A 17,485-nucleotide genomic window follows, 5' to 3' on the forward strand; every position below is an offset into this window, starting at 1 on the left:
GAGTCACTCCCCCACCAGGACACAGGCGGCCGCCCGGTCACCCGACACCAGCAGTTGTACGTCGGTACTCGCGCACTCCTCGACCGCGACCGGGCAGCGCGGATGGAACGCACACCCGCCCGGCAGCCGCTGCGGATCCGGCGGATCACCGGCCAGCCCGCGCGGGGCCAGCCGCGACGCCGGATCCCCGACCGTCGGGAACGCGGCCGCCAGCGCCTGGCTGTACGGATGCCTGAACTCCCCTTCCGCCGGCCCCACCTCGACCAGGCGGCCGGCGTACATCACCGCCAACCGGTCGCAGACGTCGGCGAGCACCGAGAGGTCGTGCGAGATCATCAGCAGCGAGATCCCGTGTTCGGCGATCAGCTGCCGGATCAGCGTCAGCACCTGCGCCTGCACCATCAGGTCGAGCGCGGTCGTCGGCTCGTCCGCGATGATCAGCTGCGGCGCACAGGCCAGCGCCATCGCGATCATCACGCGTTGCCGCTGGCCGCCGCTCAACTCGTGCGGGTAACTGCGCGCCCGCCAGGACGGCAGGCCGACCTGACCGAGCAGTTCCTTCACGCGGGCGTCGGCCGCCGCGCCGGAGGCCAGCTTGTGTACCAGCAGCGGTTCGGCGATCTGGTCGCCGATCCGGCGTACCGGGTTGAGGCCGTGTTGTGCGCCCTGGAACACGATCGACGCGGACGACCAGCGGACCGCGCGCAGCAGGCCCCATTTCATCGTGAATACGTCCTCGCCGTCGAGCAGCACCCGTCCGCCGACGACCGCCGACCGCGGCAGCAGCCGGAGCAGAGCCAATGCCACGGAGGATTTCCCGGAGCCCGACTCGCCTGCCAGTCCGAGGGCTTCTCCGGCGGCCAAATCCAAGGAAACCCCACGCACCGCGGGAACCTCACCGAGTGCGCCGCCTGATTCGGCACGCCCCGTTCGCCCAGAACTGATTCGGTAGGTGACGGAGAGCTCGTCAAGTGTGAGCATCAGGCGGCTCCGGTGCGTAGGCGTGGGTTGAGCACGGTCTCCAGAGCTCTTCCACACAAGGTGAAGGCCATCACCACGGTGACGATGCACAGGCCTGGCACGAGGATGTACCACCACGCACCGGCGGTCGCGGCGCCCCAGTCGTAGGAGCCGCGCAGCATCGTGCCCCACGAGGTCTTGTTCGCGCTGACGCCGAGGAACGCCAGCGTCGACTCGGTGACGATCGCGCTCGCGACCTCCAGCGTGGTGCTTGCCAGCAGCAACGGTGCGACGTTCGGCAGCACGTGCCGGGTCGCGATGTGCCAGTGCCCGGCCCCGAGCGCCAGTGACCTCTCGATGTACGGGCGGGCCTCGACGGCCAGCGTCTGCGCCCGGATCAGCCGCGCGGTCGACGGCCACGAGGTGACGCCGATCGCCACGATGATCGTCGCGGTCGAGCCGCCGAGGATCGCCGCGAGGACCAGCGCCGTCACCAGCGACGGCAGTACCAGGAACCAGTCCGTTACGCGCAGGATCACCGCGCCGGTCCAGCCGCGGAAATGCCCGGCCGCGATCCCGAGCACGGTCCCGATCACCATGCTCAGCAGCGCCGCGAGGAACCCGATCAGCAGCGACGTCCGCGAACCCCACCAGATCATCAGCAGCACCGAGCGCCCCGACTCGTCGGTGCCGAGCGGATGGTCGAGGCTCGGCGGCGCCAGCTTCGCGCCGGTCCCGCTGACGACGTTCGTCACGCCGGCGTCGATGAACAGCGGCGCGACCAGCGCCAGCAGGACCGCCGCGCCGAGGATCACCAGCCCGGCAACCCCGGCGCGGCGTTTCCGGAAGTCGTTCCAGAAGTTTCCGAAAGCCCGTCTCCGCCGTACCCACGCGACGCTAGTCATGCGGACCGCACCCTCGGGTCGAGGACGTGATAGACCACGTCGGCCAGCGTGTTCATCACGATCACGGAAACGGTGATGAGCAGGAAAGTGCCCTGCATCAAGGTGAAGTCCGGCACCCGGATCGCCTCGTAGAACAGCTGCCCGAGCCCCGGCCAGCTGAAGATCGCCTCCACCGTCACGGCACCTCCGACGACGAAACCGATCCGCAGGAACACCAGCGTCACGGTCGGCAGCAGCGCGTTCGGAACGGCGTGTTTCCGGCGTACGTCGTCATCGCGCAACCCCTTCGCCCGCGCCGTGGTGATGTAGTCCTGGCCGACCTCGTCGATCACCGACGACCGCATCACCAGCAGGTACTGCGCGTACACCACCGCGACCAGCGTGAGGCACGGCAAGACCATGTGCTGCCCGACGTCCAGCACGCCGGCGAACCCGTCCGGCTTGTCCACGCTCGAACTGCCGCGGGTCGGGAAGATCCCCGGGATCGGGCCGATGCCGGCGGCGAACACCATCAGCAGCAACAGCCCGAGCCAGAACGTCGGCACCGACCACAGCACCAGGGAAATCGCTGTCGAGATCTTGTCGAAACGGCTTCCCGGCTTCCAGCCGGCGCGGGCACCCTGCCACAGGCCGAGGCTGACCGCGATCACCAGCGCCGTACCGGCGAGCAGCAGCGTCGAGCCGAGCCGCTCGCCGATCAGATCGAGGACCGGGCGCTTGTACTCGTACGAAACGCCCAGGTCCAGGCGCAGTGTCTGCCCGATGAAGTGCAGGAACTGCTCCGGCACCGGCTTGTCCAGGCCGAGTCGCGCACGCTCCAGGTCCAGCTGCTCGGGCGTCATGTTCCGGCCCTGCGCGAGCGCGCGCACCGGGTCGCCCGGCAGCAGCCGGAACAGGAAGAACGTCGCGACGATCACCATCGCGATACTGAGCAGCGCCCCACCCGCCTTGGTCGCCGCGTACCGCAGCAGACCGTGGCGGGCCGGTGACTGCTCCAACTCCTCCGCAACAGTCGTCATTCGCGCTCGTCGGCCGCGCCACGGCGGCGCATCAGGAAGAACCCGGCGGCCGCGAGTACGACGATCCCGCCGGCGATGCCCGCGATCAGCCCGGCGTTCGATCCGCCGCCGGACTTGGCGTCCGTCGACACCGCCTCCAGCGTGTAGAACGGCCAGTACCCGGAGCCGCCGTACAGCAGGCCCTTGTCCTCGGGGATCGGCGTGATACTGGCGATCCGGTCCTTGCGGTAGCCCTCGAGGTCGTTCGGGTAGTACAGCGCGATCACCGGCGCGTCGACGTACAGCCGCTCCTCCATCTTCTTGATGATGCCGGCGCGTTTCGTCCGGTCGAGTTCCTTCTGCTGCTGGAGGTACAGGCTCTCGTACGTCGGGTCGCAGTAGAACGACTCGGTCCCGCCGCCCTCACCGGTCGCGGTCGGCCGCCGGCTGCACAGGTGCGTGGCGAGCACCTCCTCCGGGTCCGGGTTCACCGACCAGCCGCTGATCGCGATGTCGAACAGCGCGGTCGTCCCGGTCTCCTCGGTGAACTTGCTGGAGTCCAGGCGCTTCGTGGTCAGTGTGATGCCGATGTCCTTGAACCAGCCGGTCAGGTACTCGGCGAGCTTGTCCTCGATCGGGGTATCGGTGTGGATGCTGAACCGGAACTGCAGTTTCCGTGACCCGTCCGGCATCGTCCGGACGCCGTCCGGGCCCTTCTTGTAGCCGGCGTCGTCGAGGATCTTGTTCGCCTTGGCGGGGTCGAACGTGACCTTCTCGGCGCCGCTCGCCTCCCAGAAGAAGTCCTTGTACAGCGGCGGGATGATCGACCCGTCGGCCGGTTTCGCCAGCCCGCCCTGCACCTCGTCGACCAGTTTCTGCTTGTCGATCGCGTAGTGCAGCGCGGTCCGGACCCGCGGGTCCTTCAGCGCCGGATGCCCGTCGCCGATCGGCTTGTTGTCGCTGGTGGTCGCACCGTGATTGATCTGCAGGTACGCCGCCCGCCGGCCCTGGGTGTTCCACTGGACGATGTTGTCGTCGCCCTTCAGCGACTCGAAGTCCGGCGGGTTCAGCCGGCCGATCAGGTCGATGTCGCCCTTCTTCAGACCGACGATCGACGCGGCCGGGTTGTCGTAGAAGATGATCTGCAGCTCGTCGATCTTCGGCCGCCCGCGCCAGTAGTCCGGGTTCGCCTCCAGCCGGACGAACTGGTCCTTCTTGTGCTCGACCGCGACGTACGGCCCGCTCCCGACGGTCGGGTACGTCTCCCCGTCGTACTTCGAGATGTCCTTGATCTTCTCCCACACGTGCTTCGGCATGATCGGCACCGGGTTGTCGAGCATCGACGCCTGCGGGGTCTTGAGCTTGATGGTCAGCTCCTGGCCGTTCGCGGTGACGCTCCGGAAGTTCTCCACCGCCGGCCCGTTCCCGGTCTTCGCGCCGTCGTCGGTCATCATCTTGTTGAACGTCCAGGCCGCGTCGTCCGCCGTGATCGGCTGCCCGTCCGACCACTTCGCCTCGCGGATCTTGAAGGTCCAGGTGAGCCCGTCCGGCGACGTCGTCCAGGACTCCGCGAGATCCGGGCTCGGCTGCAGCGTCTTCGAGTCCGGCACCGTCAGGAACCCGTAGATCAGCCGCTGGATCGACCCGGTCACCAGCCGCACGGCCAGGAACGGGTTCATCGAGTCGACCGACTGGGTCACGCCGATCTTGATCACTGTCTTCTGCCCGGGCTCGGCCGCAACCGCCGTACCCGGTCCTACCGCCAGCAGACACAACGCCGCCAGCACCGCCAGCCACTTCCGCATTCGGGCCACCCACCTTCCCCAGCCGGTGTTGGTGTTTGGGGAAGAACTCTCACCAGCAAGCGCTGTCCTGTCAACGAGATACCAATCTTTGTCACACGTAAGTAATCTTCTTTCCACTTGACTACACGATCGTGTAGTAGTTTGCTGTTGTGTGTAGGGAGAGGAGCTGGGATGGATCGGCGGGCTGAGGACCTGACGGCGCGGGCCAGGATTCGGGACGCGGCGATCAGGCTGTTCGGGGAACGCGGGATCGAGGGCGCGTCGATCCGCGACATCGCGGCCGCGGCGGGCGTCTCGTCGGGGCTGGTGCGGCACCACTTCGGGTCGAAGGAGTCGTTGCGCGCGGCCTGCGACCGGTACGCGAAGGAGCGGATGCTGCAGATCGGGGCCGAGCTCACGCAGGACCACGATCTGAGCGGACTCGATCCGCTGGCGCTGCACCCGGTCGCGTTCCCGCTGCAGCTGTACATCGTCCGGTCGATGATGGACGGCTCCGAGACGGCGACCGCGCTGTTCCTCGAGGGGGTGGACGCGGTCGAGGAATGGACCATGGCGTACGGGATCGAACCGAAGGACCGCCGCGGGTACGCCGCGGCGCTGGCGGCGATCAAGCTCAGCGTGTTCGTGTTCCGCGACCACGTCTCGAAGGCGATCGGCGAGGACATCACCACGCTGGACGGTTACAACCGGATCGGGCAGGCCCTGATGGAGGTCTTCACGATCCCCCTGCTCACCCAGGAACAAGTCGACACCATGCGGAAACAGGAGAAGTGATCATGCCGGCTGCGATCAGCACGGAAGGTCTGGTCAAGCGGTTCGGGCGGACCCACGCCCTGGACGGTCTCGATCTCACGGTGCGAACCGGTGAGGTGCACGGATTCCTCGGCCCGAACGGCGCGGGGAAGACCACCACCATTCGCATCCTGCTCGGAATGACCCGTGCCGACGGCGGTACGGCGACGGTCCTGGACGGCGACCCGTGGTCGGACGCGACCGCCCTGCACCGGCGGCTCGCGTACGTACCTGGCGACGTGACGCTGTGGCCGAACCTGTCCGGCGGCGAGGCGATCGACCTGCTCGGCCGGATGCGCGGCGGGGTGGACAAGAAGCGCAAGGCCGAGCTGCTCGAACGGTTCGACCTGGACCCGCGGAAGAGGGCGCGCGCGTACTCGAAGGGCAACCGGCAGAAGGTCGCGCTGGTCGCCGCGTTCGCCTCGGACGTCGAGCTGCTGCTGCTCGACGAGCCGACCTCCGGCCTGGATCCGCTGATGGAGGAGGTGTTCCGCGAGGTCGTGCAGGAGCTCAGCGACCGCGAGGGCCGCACCGTGCTGCTGTCCAGCCACATCCTGTCCGAGGTCGAGGCGCTGTGCGACCGGGTGACGATCATCCGCGCCGGGCGGGCCGTCGAGAGCGGCACGCTCAACGAGCTGCGGCACCTCACCCGGACGTCGATCCAGGCGGAGCTGGCCGGCCCGATGGACGGTCTCGCGCAGCTCAGCGGCGTCCACGACCTGCAGGTGGACGACGGGCGGGTCCGGTTCGACGTCGACACCGACGAGATCAACCCGGTCCTGCGCCGGCTGACCGAGATCGGCGTACGGAGTCTGGTCAGTCAACCGCCGTCGCTCGAGGAGCTGTTCCTCAGGCTGTACGAACCCGAGGCCGTGAAATGACGTCGCTCGCGGGAACCGGCGGCCTGATCCGGCTGATCCTGCGGCGCGACCGGATCGTGCTGCCGCTGTGGATCGTGCTGCTGGTCGCGATCTCGGTCAGCTACGTGAAGCAGTACGGCGACCTGTTCCCGACGCCGGACGGGCGGATCAAGTACGCGAGCAACGCGGGCTTCATCACCTTGTACGGCGAGCTTTCCGGGCCGTCGCTCGGCGAGTTCGTCACCTGGCGGCTCGGGTTCGTGCCGGTGATGGTCGGGCTGATCAGCCTGCTGACGATCATCCGGCACACCCGCGTCGAGGAGGAGACCGGGCGCCGCGAGTTGCTCGGGGCAACCGTTGTCGGACGGCACGCGCAGCTCGCGGCCGCGCTGGCCGTGGTCCTCGGCGCGAACGTCGCGCTCGCCGTACTGCTTGCCCTCGGCATGCACAGCCAGCACCTGCCGCTCGCCGGATCGGTTGCCATCGGCATCGAGTACGCCGGCACCGGGTGGCTGTTCGCGGGCGTCGGCGCGGTCGCGGCACAGCTGACCGCGAGCGCGGGAACGGCCCGTGGGATTGCGATCGGTGTGCTCGGGGCGGCCTATGTGCTCCGGGCCGCGGGTGATACCAGTGCGCATACGGACGGTCCGCTCGCGTGGTTGTCGTACATTTCAGCGATCGGTTGGGCACAGCAGATTCATCCGTACGCCCAGAACCGCTGGTGGTTGGGGGCCGTCATCGCGGCCGTGACCGTACTGCTGGTGGCTGTGGCGGTGAGTCTTGCCGTACGGCGGGATGTCGGCGCGGGGCTGTTCCCGGATCGGCTCGGTCCGGCGGACGGGACGATCGGGTCACCGCTCGGGCTGGCCTGGCGGCTGCACCGCGGGCTGCTGGTGGCGTGGACGGCCGGATTCGCCTTGCTGGGCCTGCTGTTCGGCGGGGTCGCCAAGGGTGTCGGCGACATGATGCGCGACGATCCGACCATCCAGGAGATGTTCCGGCGGATGGGCGGCGCGGCCGGGCTGATCGACTCGTTCCTGGCCGGCGTGATGGTGCTGGTCGGCCTGATCGCGTCGGCGTACGCCGTTCAGGCCACGCTGCGGATGCGGGTCGAGGAGAGCGGCGGGCGGGTCGAGCCGCTGGTGGCGACCGCGACCAGCCGCTGGCAGTGGGCCGCGAGCCACCTCGTCTTCAGCCTGCTCGGTCCGGCCGTCGCGCTGCTCGCGGCGGGGGTCATGCAGGGACTGGCGTACGGCCTCGCGATCGGCGACGTCGGCGGGCAATTGCCGCGGATGATCGGTGCCGCGCTCGTCCAGTTGCCGGCGGTGTGGGTGCTGGCCGCGATCACGATCGCGATCTTCGGGTTCTTCCCGCAGGCGTCGATGGCGTCCTGGGCCGGCCCGGCGGTGTGCATCCTGATCGGGCTGGTCAGCGCCGGTGTCGCGACCGCGCAGTGGATCCGCGACCTCTCGCCGTTCAGCCACCTCCCGTCGCTACCAGGCGGATCGGTCTCGGCCGGCCCCCTCGTCGTACTGCTGGCGATCGCCCTCCTGGTCAGCCTCGCGGGCCTGATCGGCCTACGCCGCCGCGACCTACCTGCCTGACCTTGTCGAGAACGCCCGGCCGACTCCGACGTACCGACATGAAGCGAGCTATCCACGACAGCACAGCCCTCCCGCCGGTCGTCGACCGTACGACGTTCACCGCGGACCTCGAAGAACTGCGCGTCCGCGAGAAGGCACACACTCGCGCAGCAGACGAAATCGCCGCGCACCGACGGCGGCTCCCGATGGTCGAGGTCGACGCGAACCTCACCGTGACCGGTCCGGACGGGCCGGTCACCCTGCTCGACGCGTTCGACGGCCGCAAGCAGCTGCTCGCGTACTACTACATGTGGCACACCGGCCACCGGGCCGCCGAACAGTGCCCGGGCTGCACGTGGTGTGCCGGCCAGATCCAGGAGATTTCGTACCTGCAGTCCCGCGACATCACGTTCGCCGTCTTCTGCCAGGGTCCGTACACCGAGAGCCGTGCGTACTACGACTTCATGGGTTGGAAGATGCCCTGGTACTCCGCCCTCGGCTCCCTGGAGCAGCTACTCGTCGGCCGCACCATCGGGCAGATGTACCTGACCGCCTACGTCCGCCAGGGCGACCGCGTCTACGAGACGTACTGGACGACGATGCGTGGCGTCGAGGTGATGGACAACAACTACGCCCTGATGGATCTGACGATCTACGGCCGCCAGGAACCGTACGAGGACTCGCCGGCCGGCTGGCCGAAGCAGTGGGCCGAACCGCCGCAGTCCCCGAAGGTGATCGACGGCCGTCCGATCGCCCAGTGGTCCCGGATCGCGGCCGGCCGCTCGGACGACCTGACCTGAGTCAGGCGGAGACCGGGGCGGTTGCTTCGCGGTCGGACTCGTCGATGTCGCCGTACTCGCCGTGGTGGTGGGCGTGGCGGCCGAAGGTCCAGACGTACGCGAAGAACGCGAGTTCGACGACGATGCCGATCGTGACGCGGACCGGGGCGGGGAGGAACGGGGTGACGAACGCTTCGATCAGGCCGGTGACCAGGAGGACTGCGGCGAGGCCGATCGCCATGCCGACGGTGGCGCGGCCGGTCTGGGCGACGGACTGCATGCGGGTGCGCGGACCGGGGACGATCCAGGACCAGCCGAGGCGCAGGCCGGCGGCTGTCGCGATGAAGACCGCTGTCAGCTCCAGCAGGCCGTGCGGCGTGATCAGGCTGAAGAACAGGCCGCCCTTGTCGTTCGCGATCATCAGCCCGGCGCTCAGGCCGAGGTTCATCGCGTTGTCCCACAGGATGAAGACAGATGGGACGAGGAGGATGCCAAGGGCCAGTACGGCGGCGCTGATGGTCGCGTTGTTGATCCACACGCGCAAGGCGAAGTCCTGCGCGGGGTTGTCCGAGTAGTACGACTGGAAGTCGTGGTTAACGAGCTGCTTGATCTCTTCCGGCGTAGCGATCGAGCTGACCACCTCCGGATGTGCCAGCACCCGCCAGGCCGTCCAGGCTGCTACCAGGTAGAAGAGCAGGCCAATGGTGATCCACCAGCGTCTGGACGCATACAGCGCAGCCGGGAAGCTCACGAGGAAGTACTTCGAAATGTCCCGCCAGACGGGAGCCTGTGCTCCGGTCACCGCACCACGGGCGTCCGCTATGAGCCCGGACAGGCGGCCGATCGACACAGGGTCCGCACCGGCTGCTCTGAGCGCGGCCAGGTGCGTGCCGACGCGTTGGTAGAGCACTACGAGCTCTTCGGCCTCAGCACCGGTCAGACGGCGCTGGCGACGGGTCAGGAGCGCGAGTCGGTCCCATTGCGGCTGATGCACCGACACAAACGCTTCTACGTCCACAGCCACCTCCTCCACCCGTCTGATGGCAGACTAACCGGACCGAGTGTCTACGCAGGAGGGGGGCGACGTACGTGTCTCAGCTGGTCACCGGTGAAGCCGTCGTCCTCCAGGTGCGGATCGCCCGGATGCCGACGCGGGCGCTGGCGTGCGCGATCGACGTACTGCTCCAGGGCATCGTGCTCGTCGTACTGGTCGGTCTGCTGGCCGGGTTCCTGTTCGGTACGCGCACCAGTGAGGCGCTGGCGGTCGCGCTGATCTTCATCACCGTGCTGCTGGTGCTGATCGGCTACCGGGTCGTGATGGAGACCCTGACCCGCGGGCGGACGATCGGGAAGATGGTGCTGGGGCTGAAGGTGGTCCGCGACGACGGCAGCTCGATCCGCTTCCGGCACGCGCTGGTACGGACTCTGATGTGGCTGTTCGTGGACTTCGCGCCGTGGTTCGCGGCGAGTCCCGGGATCGTCGCGAGCCTGATGAACAAGCAGGGCAAGCGGATCGGGGACATGGTCGCCGGTACGGTCGTGATCCGCGAACGGCAACAGCCGATGGCGTCACCGCCGCTGTTCGTCCCGGGTCCACTGGTGCAGTGGGCGCAGTCGCTCGAGTTGTCGCGGCTGTCCGACGACCTGGCGAACACGGCCCGCGACTACCTCGCGCGGTACACCGAGCTCCTCCCCGGCCCGCAGTACGCCCTCGGCGAGGCCTTGGCCGCCCGGGTAGCCGCCGCGACCGCGCCCCAGCCCCCACACCCGATCATCGCGCCCGCCTACCTGTCCGCCGTACTGGCCGAACGCCGCCGCCGCGAACTCCACCGCCTCTCGACCCAACGCACCGGCCCCTTCACCACGTACGCCGTCCCGCCAGGGCCGTTCGCGCCCCCGAACCCGTACGGGCTGATGCCGCCACCAGCTCCGCCTGGGCTGTTCGCGCCGCCCGCTCCCCCCGCACATTCCCGGCCTGCCGCGGTGAACGCGCAGGGCTGGGCTGCGCCGGGCAGCAACGAGAACTGAAAAACACCCCCGCACCAAGCAAAGGCACGGGGGTGTTTCAGGATCTCAGTAGCGGTAGGCCTCCGCCTTGTACGGGCCCTCGATCGGTACGCCGAGGTACGCGGACTGCTCCTTCGTCAGCTCGGTCAGCTTCACGCCGAGCGCGTCGAGGTGCAGCCGGGCGACCATCTCGTCGAGGTGCTTCGGCAGCACGTACACCTCGGTCGGGTAGTCGGCCGTCTTCACGAACAGCTCGATCTGCGCGAGCACCTGGTTGGTGAACGAGTTCGACATCACGAACGACGGGTGCCCGGTCGCGTTGCCCAGGTTCAGCAGCCGCCCCTCGGACAGCACGATGATCGTGTGACCGTCGGCGAACCGGAACTCGTCGACCTGCGGCTTGATGTTGACCCGCTCGATCCCCGGCACCTTGTACAGCCCGGCCATGTCGATCTCGTTGTCGAAGTGGCCGATGTTGCCGACGATCGCCTGGTGCTTCATCGCGGCCATGTGGTCGGCGGTGATGACGTCCTTGTTGCCGGTCGTGGTGACGAAGAAGTCGGCGATCCCGACCACGTCCTCGACCGTCGTCACCTCGTACCCGTCCATCGCGGCCTGCAGCGCGCAGATCGGGTCGATCTCGGTGACGATCACCCGGGCGCCCTGACCGCGCAGCGACTCGGCGCAGCCCTTGCCGACGTCGCCGTACCCGCAGACGACCGCGACCTTGCCGCCGATCAGGACGTCGGTGGCGCGGTTGATGCCGTCGATCAGCGAGTGCCGGACGCCGTATTTGTTGTCGAACTTCGACTTGGTGACCGAGTCGTTGACGTTGATCGCCGGGAACAGCAGCGCGCCGGCCTTGTGCATCTCGTACAGCCGGTGCACGCCGGTGGTGGTCTCCTCGGTGACACCCTTGATGCCCTGGCCGATGGTCGTCCACTTCGACGGCGACTCGGCGAGCGTGCGGGTGAGCAGCTTCAGGACGACGCCGTACTCCTCGGAGTCCGCGGTCGCCGGGTCCGGTACGGCGCCCGCCTTCTCGAACTCGGTGCCCTTGTGGACGAGCATGGTGGCGTCGCCGCCGTCGTCGAGGATCATGTTCGGACCTTCACCGCCCGGCCAGGTCAGCGCCTGCTCGGTGCACCACCAGTACTCCTCCAGCGTCTCGCCCTTCCAGGCGAACACCGGGACACCGGCCGGGGACTCCGCGGTCCCGCTGCCGACGACGACCGCGGCGGCCGCGTGGTCCTGGGTGGAGAAGATGTTGCACGAGACCCAGCGCACCTCGGCGCCGAGCGCGGTCAGCGTCTCGATCAGCACCGCGGTCTGGATCGTCATGTGCAGCGAGCCCATGATCCGCGCGCCGGCCAGCGGCTTGCTGTCGCCGTACTGCTGGCGCATCGCCATCAGGCCGGGCATCTCGTGCTCGGCCAGCCGGATCTCCTTGCGCCCGAACTCGGCGAGCCCGAGGTCCGCCACCTTGTAGTCGAAGGTCATGCCGCTCCCCTGATGCTGTGGTTGATACCTGCCCGAGCCTAGAGGGCCGAGGCGCGCGGTTTGATCGCTCGCAGCGCGTTTTTGACACCGAAATGTCAGGATTGATGCTATGCGCATCACCGAGGCCGCTCGCCAGTTGGGTACCACTCCGCGCATGCTGCGCTACCGGGAGGCCCTCGGGCTGCTCCCGCGCTCGCGATCCGAGCACACCGCGCAGCGCCAGTACGACGACCGTGACCTGGCCGCCGTACAACTCGCGCTCGATCTCGAACGCCGGTACGACGTGACGCCGGCGGCGCTCGCGTTCGCGCTGAGAGCGCTCGCGGAACCGTCCGTGGCCGCGGACATCCGCAACCTCGGCTACCGCACCGGCCGGCTCAGCGCCCCGCCCAGCCAGGCCGAGATCGACCGCGAACGCGCCCTCAGATGGCTCGGCCGCAGCGGAGTCCTGCCGCCCAGGCCCCGCTAGCCGAACGTCAGTGCGAAGGGGCTTCCGGTACGGCGGGGCGGGGGTCGGTGACGTGGTTCTCGACGTACACGTCGGGCTCGAGGTAGATGTGCACCGCCATCGGCTCGGCGGCCCGGACGGCGCGCTCGGCGGCGTCGATGGTCTCGGCGACGACGGCCGCGTCGGAGGTCGGCTCGACGCCGAGCTTCGCGGCGACCAGCACCTCCTCCGGGCCGAGGTGCAGGGTCTTGATGTGGATCAGCCGCTGCACGCCGGGGGTGTTCTCGATCGCGTCGACGATCCGCTGCTGGGCCTCGCGGGTCGCGGACTCGCCGAGCAGCAGCGACTTCATCTCGACCGCCAGGAAGATCGCCACGCAGACCAGCAGCGCGCCGATCGCCATCGACCCCAGGCCGTCGAACACACCGTTGCCGGTGGCAAGCGTCAGGATGACGCCGAGCAGCGCCAGCACCAGGCCGGTGAGCGCGGCGAAGTCCTCGAGCAGGATCACCGGCAGCTCCGGCGCCCGCGCGTTCCGGATGAACCGGACCCAGGACACCTTCCCGCGCAGCTTGTTCGACTCACGCACCGCGGTCCGGAACGACAGCCCTTCCATCACGATGCCGAGCAGCAGCACGACCACCGGGACCCACTGCCAGCTGTCGATCCCGTGCGGATCGTGGACCTTGTGGTACCCCTCGTACAGCGCGAACAGACCGCCGACGCTGAACAGCACGATCGACACCACGAACGAGTAGACGTAGCGCTCCCGGCCGAAGCCGAACTGGTGCAGCTCGTCTGCGGCCCGCCTGGCCCGCTTGCTGCCGAGCAGCAACAGGCCCTGGTTGCCGGAGTCGGCCAGCGAGTGGATCGCTTCGGCGAGCATCGAGGCCGACTGGGTCAGCGCCCAGGCGGCGAACTTCGTCACCGCGATGCCGAGGTTGGCCGCCAGAGCCGCGACAACGGCCTTGTTCCCGCCACCAGCCATGGTTGTTCAGATCCTCCGTCAATCAGGATGCGGACACGACGAACGCCGTGCCGGAACCACGCAGGGTACAGGGTCCTTCGGGTCCGGAAAGGAACGCGGACTGACCTGCGGACAACGTCACAGCAGATTCTTTGCCGGCAGCATCGACGGTGCCGTCCACACAGCAGACGATCCGCGGCCCGGCGCCGTCCACCGTCCGCTCGTCGGCGTCCAGGTCGATCCGGCGGACCGCGAAATACGGACATCCGGTCTCGTACCGACCGTCGGTCGTCGCGGTCAGCACCGGGTCGGCCAGCGGCTCGAAGTCCACCACCGAGACCAGCTCCGGTACGTCGATGTGCTTGGGCGTGAGGCCGCCGCGCAACACGTTGTCGGAGTTCGCCATCACCTCGAACCCGAGGCCGTTCAGGTACGCGTGCACGTTGCCGGCCGGCAGGTACACCGCGTCGAACCGCTGCAGGCGCACCCGGTTCAGCAACAGGGCCGCGAGTACGCCGGGGTCGTCCGGGAAGTCCGCGCACAACTTGGCGAGCGTCTCTCGCTCCAGGGCAAAGTCGCCCGGTCGTGCAACAGCCGCACCGAGCGCCGTGACCAGCGGACGGATCGCGTCCCGGTCGCGGCTCATGAAATCGGTGAACGCCGCGCGCAGCTTGCCGTTCCGCAGCAGGTCGGTGAGCTCCCCGAATCCTTCGGGTGCCAATGCGTCGAGCAGTGCGACGGTCCGCTCCAGCGGCCGGAAACCGACCAGTGCGTCGAATGGCTCGAGCGCGATCAGGATCTCCGGCTTCGGCCAGGCGTCCTTGTAGTTGCGGTCCGCGGCGTCCCGCGGGATCCCCGCCGCCTCGTCCCGCTGGTACCCGTCGATCGCCTGCTCCCGCGAGGGATGCGCCTGGATCGACAGCGGCCGCGCGGCCGCGAGCAGCTTCGCCAAGAACGGGAACCGGCCGTCGAACCGCTCGGCCGTCTCCTCCCCCAGCACCGCCGCCGGGTCGAACGACACCGCGTCGTACAGCGTGTCCCCGGACGGGAGCACCGACGGAGCGGACTCGTGCGCACCCATCCACAGCTCGGCCTGCGGCTCGCCGGTCGGCGCGACGCCGAGCAGCTTCGGCAACGCGGTCGGCGAACCCCACGCGTAGTCGCGGATCGTGTTCTGCAGCGGGACTACCACGCCGGGTCCTCCGAGGGGATTCCCGGCTCGGCCGGATCGTCCACGGTCGCCGTCCCGTAGCGGCCGAGGCCGATCCCGAGGTACGCCGCGGCGTACCGGCCCTGCTGGGTCAGAGCGGCGTACCGCGCGACGTCCGTACCGTTGGCCTGCGTGATCGTGTGCACGCGGACGTCGTGCGCCTGCGCCTTCGACTCCAGCTTGCGGCGATGCTCGGCAACGCCCGCCTCTTCGATCCCGTCGTCCAGGATGATCAGCGCCGGCCGCAGCTCGGCCGGCTTGTCGAACGGATCCGCGAACAGGTCACGCGGCGGCTGGTTGAGCACCGGCAGCAGGTGTCCCGCGTCGGCAGCGAGCGCGGGCCGGCCACTCGCCAGCCGGAGCGCCTCGACCACACGTCGAGCTGCCCGGGCCGCGAGGACCGAACCACCCCAGACCAGCGGCAGCGCGTCCGCCAGCACCAGCGCGAGGTCCTTCGCCGGATTCGACGACACGTCGTTGTTGGGCGAGCTCTCGATCGCGACGTCGTCCAGCAACGCCGCCACAGCCTTGTGGTCCACCTCGGGGCCAAGCTCCATCTGGTGCAGGGCCTGCAGCACCGCGACCGCGGCGGCCAACTGGTCGTCCGACTGGGACGGCAGCCGGATCGCATGGCGCAGGCCGGCCGAGGCGATCGCTACCGGAGAGTCCTCCGGCGCAGCCACCATCAACCCGCAACCACGTCGGACTGCCTCGCCCGCGGCCGACACCGCGTCCGTGTCCTCGGCCGCACCGCCGAGAACGATCACCAGGTCCAGCGGACCTGCCCAGCCGGGCAGCCCCGGTCCGGGCCAGGCAAGGAACGGAACCGGGCAGACCGGCTCCAGGACGGCCCGGACCAGCCGGGCGTCCCGTCCCGCCGCGACCACGGCCCGCGGCCGGAAGCCGTCGGACTCCACGGTGGACAGCACGTCCGCGGACGCTTCCAGCTCGGCCCGGATCCGCGCACCGGCCATGGCCAGCCGGCGCAGCAGGTGGTCCGCCGCCGCGAGTGCGGCCGGATCGTCCAGCCGGGTGTCGTCGAAGATGCTCATCAGTTGCTCGCGGGCTCGGTCTCCGCACGGGTGTCCCGGGCCTCGTCGATGAGCAGCACCGGGATGTCGTCACGCACCGGGTACGCCAGCGCGCAGGCCGCGTTGGTGCAGATCAGCTCGTTCGCCTCGTCGTCCACCCGGAACTCCGAGCGGCACTTCGGGCAGACCAGGATGCTCAGCAGGTCCGGGTCCAGATTGACTGCCATTCAGTTCTCCCTCGAACCGGTGATCAGGGCCAGTACTTCGTCGCGGACGCGCTCCATGCCGGCGCGGTCCGCGGCCTCGACGTTCAGCCGCAGCAACGGCTCCGTGTTCGACGCACGGACGTTGAACCACCACTGTCCCGCCGACACCGTCAACCCGTCCAGATGGTCGACGGTCACGCCGTCGACGCCAGAATACGTATCCTCGATCGCCGCGACCGTCTCCGCCGCGTCCGCGACCTTGTTGTTGATCTCGCCGGAGGCGACGTACCGCTCGTACTCCGCGAACAACTCGCTGGCGGGCTGGTCCTGCTCACCCACAGCGGCGAGGACGTGGAGGGCGGCCAGCATGCCGGTGTCGGCGCGCCAGAAGTCGCGGAAGTAGTAGTGCGCGGAGTGCTCGCCGCCGAACACCGCGTCGGTCTCGGCCATCTTCTGCTTGATGTTCGAGTGCCCGACCCGGGTGCGGACCGGGACGCCGCCGTGCTCGGCGATCAGCTCCGGAACCGCCTTCGAGGTGATCAGGTTGTGCAGGATCGTCGCGCCGGGGTGCTTCGCGAGCTCCCGGACAGCGACCGCGGCGGTGATCGCGCTCGGCGAGATCGGGTCGCCCTTCTCGTCCACCACGAAGCAGCGGTCCGCGTCGCCGTCGAACGCGAGGCCGAGGTCGGCGCCGGTCTCCCGGACCTTCGCCTGCAGGTCGACCAGGTTCTTCGGGTCCAGCGGGTTGGCCTCGTGGTTCGGGAAGTTGCCGTCGAGCTCGAAGTACATCGGGATGATCGTCACGGGGCCGTTCGCGAAGACCGCCGGAACGGTGTGGCCGCCCATGCCGTTGCCGGCGTCGACGACCACGGTCAGCGGGCGGATGCCGCTCAGGTTCACCAGGTCGTGCAGGTGGTCGGCGTACGCGGTGAGCAGGTCCCTGTGCCTGACGTGCCCGGGGGTCGCGCCGGTCGCCGGGGGCTCGGTGAGGGCCTTCGCGACCAGGTCGGCGATGTCCCGCAGCCCCGAGTCGCTGCCCACCGGGGCGGCGCCGGCGCGGCACATCTTGATGCCGTTGTACTGCGCCGGGTTGTGGCTCGCGGTGAACATCGCGCCGGGCAGGTCGAGCCGCCCGGACGCGAAGTACAGCTGGTCGGTGGACGCGAGGCCGATGTCGATCACGTCCGCCCCGGTCGATGTCACCCCTTCGGCGAACGCCGCCGCCAGCGCCGGGCTGGACGGCCGCATGTCGTACCCGATCACCACGGCCCCGGGCCCCGCGAGCACATCCAGCACCTCGACGAACGCAGCCCCCGCGGCCCGGGCAACCGCCTCGTCCAGCTGCTCGGGCACAACCCCCCGCACGTCATAAGCCTTGAAGATCCCCGCAACATCAACCATGCACGGACCCTATCCGGCCCACCGACCAAGCTG

At 69.0% G+C, this 17,485-nt stretch carries 17 protein-coding genes; 6 read left to right on the plus strand and 11 right to left on the minus strand.

The window, feature by feature from the left end; all coding sequences use genetic code 11:
• Window positions 1–3: 3 nt before the first annotated feature.
• The 4 genes from ACFV9C_RS08770 to ACFV9C_RS08785 are packed head-to-tail and all read right to left on the minus strand — an operon-like array spanning window position 4 to window position 4,668.
• Entirely contained in the window at window positions 4–981 is a 978-nt protein-coding gene (locus ACFV9C_RS08770; protein ID WP_380191846.1) for an ABC transporter ATP-binding protein, read from the minus strand.
• Window positions 981–1,865: an ABC transporter permease gene (locus ACFV9C_RS08775; protein WP_380191848.1), complete on the minus strand. Its 885-nt coding sequence runs from the start codon at window positions 1,863–1,865 to the stop codon at window positions 981–983. The genes ACFV9C_RS08770 and ACFV9C_RS08775 overlap by 1 nt, the downstream gene beginning before the upstream one ends.
• Window positions 1,862–2,884, minus strand: a complete 1,023-nt coding sequence (locus ACFV9C_RS08780) for an ABC transporter permease (RefSeq protein WP_380191849.1) — start codon at window positions 2,882–2,884, stop codon at window positions 1,862–1,864. The genes ACFV9C_RS08775 and ACFV9C_RS08780 overlap by 4 nt, the downstream gene beginning before the upstream one ends.
• A complete protein-coding gene (locus ACFV9C_RS08785) occupies window positions 2,881–4,668 on the minus strand; it encodes an ABC transporter substrate-binding protein (protein ID WP_380191850.1) in 1,788 nt (595 codons plus the stop codon). The genes ACFV9C_RS08780 and ACFV9C_RS08785 overlap by 4 nt, the downstream gene beginning before the upstream one ends.
• A 171-nt stretch (window positions 4,669–4,839) precedes the next feature.
• Here ACFV9C_RS08785 and ACFV9C_RS08790 point away from each other — a divergent pair, with 171 nt between their 5' ends.
• Genes ACFV9C_RS08790 through ACFV9C_RS08805 form a run of 4 tightly spaced genes read left to right on the plus strand, consistent with a single transcriptional unit; the run spans window position 4,840 to window position 8,703 of the window.
• A complete protein-coding gene (locus ACFV9C_RS08790; RefSeq protein ID WP_380191851.1) occupies window positions 4,840–5,442 on the plus strand; it encodes a TetR/AcrR family transcriptional regulator in 603 nt (200 codons plus the stop codon).
• 2 nt (window positions 5,443–5,444) lie between these two features.
• Window positions 5,445–6,341 carry an ATP-binding cassette domain-containing protein gene (locus ACFV9C_RS08795; RefSeq protein ID WP_380191853.1) on the plus strand — a complete coding sequence of 299 codons (897 nt, stop codon included), beginning with the start codon at window positions 5,445–5,447 and terminating at the stop codon, window positions 6,339–6,341.
• The gene (locus ACFV9C_RS08800) at window positions 6,338–7,924 is read left to right on the plus strand and encodes an ABC transporter permease (RefSeq protein ID WP_380191855.1); all 1,587 of its coding nucleotides are present in this window, start codon (window positions 6,338–6,340) and stop codon (window positions 7,922–7,924) included. The genes ACFV9C_RS08795 and ACFV9C_RS08800 overlap by 4 nt, the downstream gene beginning before the upstream one ends.
• Window positions 7,925–7,962: 38 nt before the next feature.
• Window positions 7,963–8,703 carry a DUF899 family protein gene (locus tag ACFV9C_RS08805; RefSeq protein ID WP_380191856.1) on the plus strand — a complete coding sequence of 247 codons (741 nt, stop codon included), beginning with the start codon at window positions 7,963–7,965 and terminating at the stop codon, window positions 8,701–8,703.
• A 1-nt stretch (window position 8,704) separates the two neighbouring features.
• On the opposite strand, the gene ACFV9C_RS08810 is transcribed toward ACFV9C_RS08805, so the two are convergent.
• On the minus strand, window positions 8,705–9,700 hold the full coding sequence (locus ACFV9C_RS08810) for a stage II sporulation protein M (protein ID WP_380191858.1): 996 nt from the start codon (window positions 9,698–9,700) through the stop codon (window positions 8,705–8,707).
• 71 nt (window positions 9,701–9,771) lie between these two features.
• On the opposite strand from ACFV9C_RS08810, the gene ACFV9C_RS08815 reads away from it, so the two are divergent.
• Complete coding sequence (locus ACFV9C_RS08815) at window positions 9,772–10,710, plus strand: RDD family protein (RefSeq protein ID WP_380191859.1); 939 nt, start codon at window positions 9,772–9,774, stop codon at window positions 10,708–10,710.
• A 45-nt stretch (window positions 10,711–10,755) separates the two neighbouring features.
• Here the strand turns inward: ACFV9C_RS08815 and ahcY are convergent, their stop codons facing one another.
• The gene (ahcY, locus tag ACFV9C_RS08820) at window positions 10,756–12,189 is read right to left on the minus strand and encodes an adenosylhomocysteinase (protein WP_380191861.1); all 1,434 of its coding nucleotides are present in this window, start codon (window positions 12,187–12,189) and stop codon (window positions 10,756–10,758) included.
• A 109-nt stretch (window positions 12,190–12,298) separates the two neighbouring features.
• Between ahcY and ACFV9C_RS08825 the strand changes: the two genes are divergently transcribed.
• Entirely contained in the window at window positions 12,299–12,658 is a 360-nt protein-coding gene (locus tag ACFV9C_RS08825) for a MerR family transcriptional regulator (RefSeq protein WP_380191863.1), read from the plus strand.
• A gap of 7 nt (window positions 12,659–12,665) precedes the next feature.
• Here ACFV9C_RS08825 and ACFV9C_RS08830 read toward each other — a convergent pair whose 3' ends face one another.
• Genes ACFV9C_RS08830 through ACFV9C_RS08850 form a run of 5 tightly spaced genes read right to left on the minus strand, consistent with a single transcriptional unit; the run spans window position 12,666 to window position 17,452 of the window.
• Window positions 12,666–13,625, minus strand: a complete 960-nt coding sequence (locus ACFV9C_RS08830) for a cation diffusion facilitator family transporter (RefSeq protein WP_380191865.1) — start codon at window positions 13,623–13,625, stop codon at window positions 12,666–12,668.
• 22 nt (window positions 13,626–13,647) lie between these two features.
• On the minus strand, window positions 13,648–14,796 hold the full coding sequence (manA, locus tag ACFV9C_RS08835; protein WP_380191867.1) for a mannose-6-phosphate isomerase, class I: 1,149 nt from the start codon (window positions 14,794–14,796) through the stop codon (window positions 13,648–13,650).
• Window positions 14,790–15,866 carry an SIS domain-containing protein gene (locus tag ACFV9C_RS08840; RefSeq protein ID WP_380191869.1) on the minus strand — a complete coding sequence of 359 codons (1,077 nt, stop codon included), beginning with the start codon at window positions 15,864–15,866 and terminating at the stop codon, window positions 14,790–14,792. Before ACFV9C_RS08840 ends, manA begins: the two co-directional genes overlap by 7 nt.
• Window positions 15,866–16,072, minus strand: coding sequence for a Trm112 family protein (locus ACFV9C_RS08845; protein ID WP_380191871.1), 207 nt, complete (start codon window positions 16,070–16,072; stop codon window positions 15,866–15,868). Before ACFV9C_RS08845 ends, ACFV9C_RS08840 begins: the two co-directional genes overlap by 1 nt.
• Entirely contained in the window at window positions 16,073–17,452 is a 1,380-nt protein-coding gene (locus ACFV9C_RS08850; protein WP_380191873.1) for a phosphomannomutase/phosphoglucomutase, read from the minus strand. It lies immediately after the preceding gene.
• Window positions 17,453–17,485 lie beyond the last annotated feature (33 nt).

This window comes from Kribbella sp. NPDC059898 (assembly GCF_042730855.1).
Lineage (GTDB): Bacteria > Actinomycetota > Actinomycetes > Propionibacteriales > Kribbellaceae > Kribbella.

What these genes read in the sequence shown, in the direction of transcription:
- ahcY (WP_380191861.1), bottom strand. Translation starts at nt 12,189, where the DNA reads ATGACCTTCGACTACAAGGTGGCGGACCTCGGGCTCGCCGAGTTCGGG.
- ACFV9C_RS08785 (WP_380191850.1), bottom strand. Translation starts at nt 4,668, where the DNA reads ATGCGGAAGTGGCTGGCGGTGCTGGCGGCGTTGTGTCTGCTGGCGGTA.
- ACFV9C_RS08805 (WP_380191856.1), top strand. Translation starts at nt 7,963, where the DNA reads ATGAAGCGAGCTATCCACGACAGCACAGCCCTCCCGCCGGTCGTCGAC.
- ACFV9C_RS08775 (WP_380191848.1), bottom strand. Translation starts at nt 1,865, where the DNA reads ATGACTAGCGTCGCGTGGGTACGGCGGAGACGGGCTTTCGGAAACTTC.
- ACFV9C_RS08830 (WP_380191865.1), bottom strand. Translation starts at nt 13,625, where the DNA reads ATGGCTGGTGGCGGGAACAAGGCCGTTGTCGCGGCTCTGGCGGCCAAC.
- ACFV9C_RS08790 (WP_380191851.1), top strand. Translation starts at nt 4,840, where the DNA reads ATGGATCGGCGGGCTGAGGACCTGACGGCGCGGGCCAGGATTCGGGAC.
- ACFV9C_RS08825 (WP_380191863.1), top strand. Translation starts at nt 12,299, where the DNA reads ATGCGCATCACCGAGGCCGCTCGCCAGTTGGGTACCACTCCGCGCATG.
- ACFV9C_RS08840 (WP_380191869.1), bottom strand. Translation starts at nt 15,866, where the DNA reads ATGAGCATCTTCGACGACACCCGGCTGGACGATCCGGCCGCACTCGCG.
- ACFV9C_RS08800 (WP_380191855.1), top strand. Translation starts at nt 6,338, where the DNA reads ATGACGTCGCTCGCGGGAACCGGCGGCCTGATCCGGCTGATCCTGCGG.
- ACFV9C_RS08780 (WP_380191849.1), bottom strand. Translation starts at nt 2,884, where the DNA reads ATGACGACTGTTGCGGAGGAGTTGGAGCAGTCACCGGCCCGCCACGGT.
- ACFV9C_RS08850 (WP_380191873.1), bottom strand. Translation starts at nt 17,452, where the DNA reads ATGGTTGATGTTGCGGGGATCTTCAAGGCTTATGACGTGCGGGGGGTT.
- ACFV9C_RS08770 (WP_380191846.1), bottom strand. Translation starts at nt 981, where the DNA reads ATGCTCACACTTGACGAGCTCTCCGTCACCTACCGAATCAGTTCTGGG.
- ACFV9C_RS08795 (WP_380191853.1), top strand. Translation starts at nt 5,445, where the DNA reads ATGCCGGCTGCGATCAGCACGGAAGGTCTGGTCAAGCGGTTCGGGCGG.
- ACFV9C_RS08845 (WP_380191871.1), bottom strand. Translation starts at nt 16,072, where the DNA reads ATGGCAGTCAATCTGGACCCGGACCTGCTGAGCATCCTGGTCTGCCCG.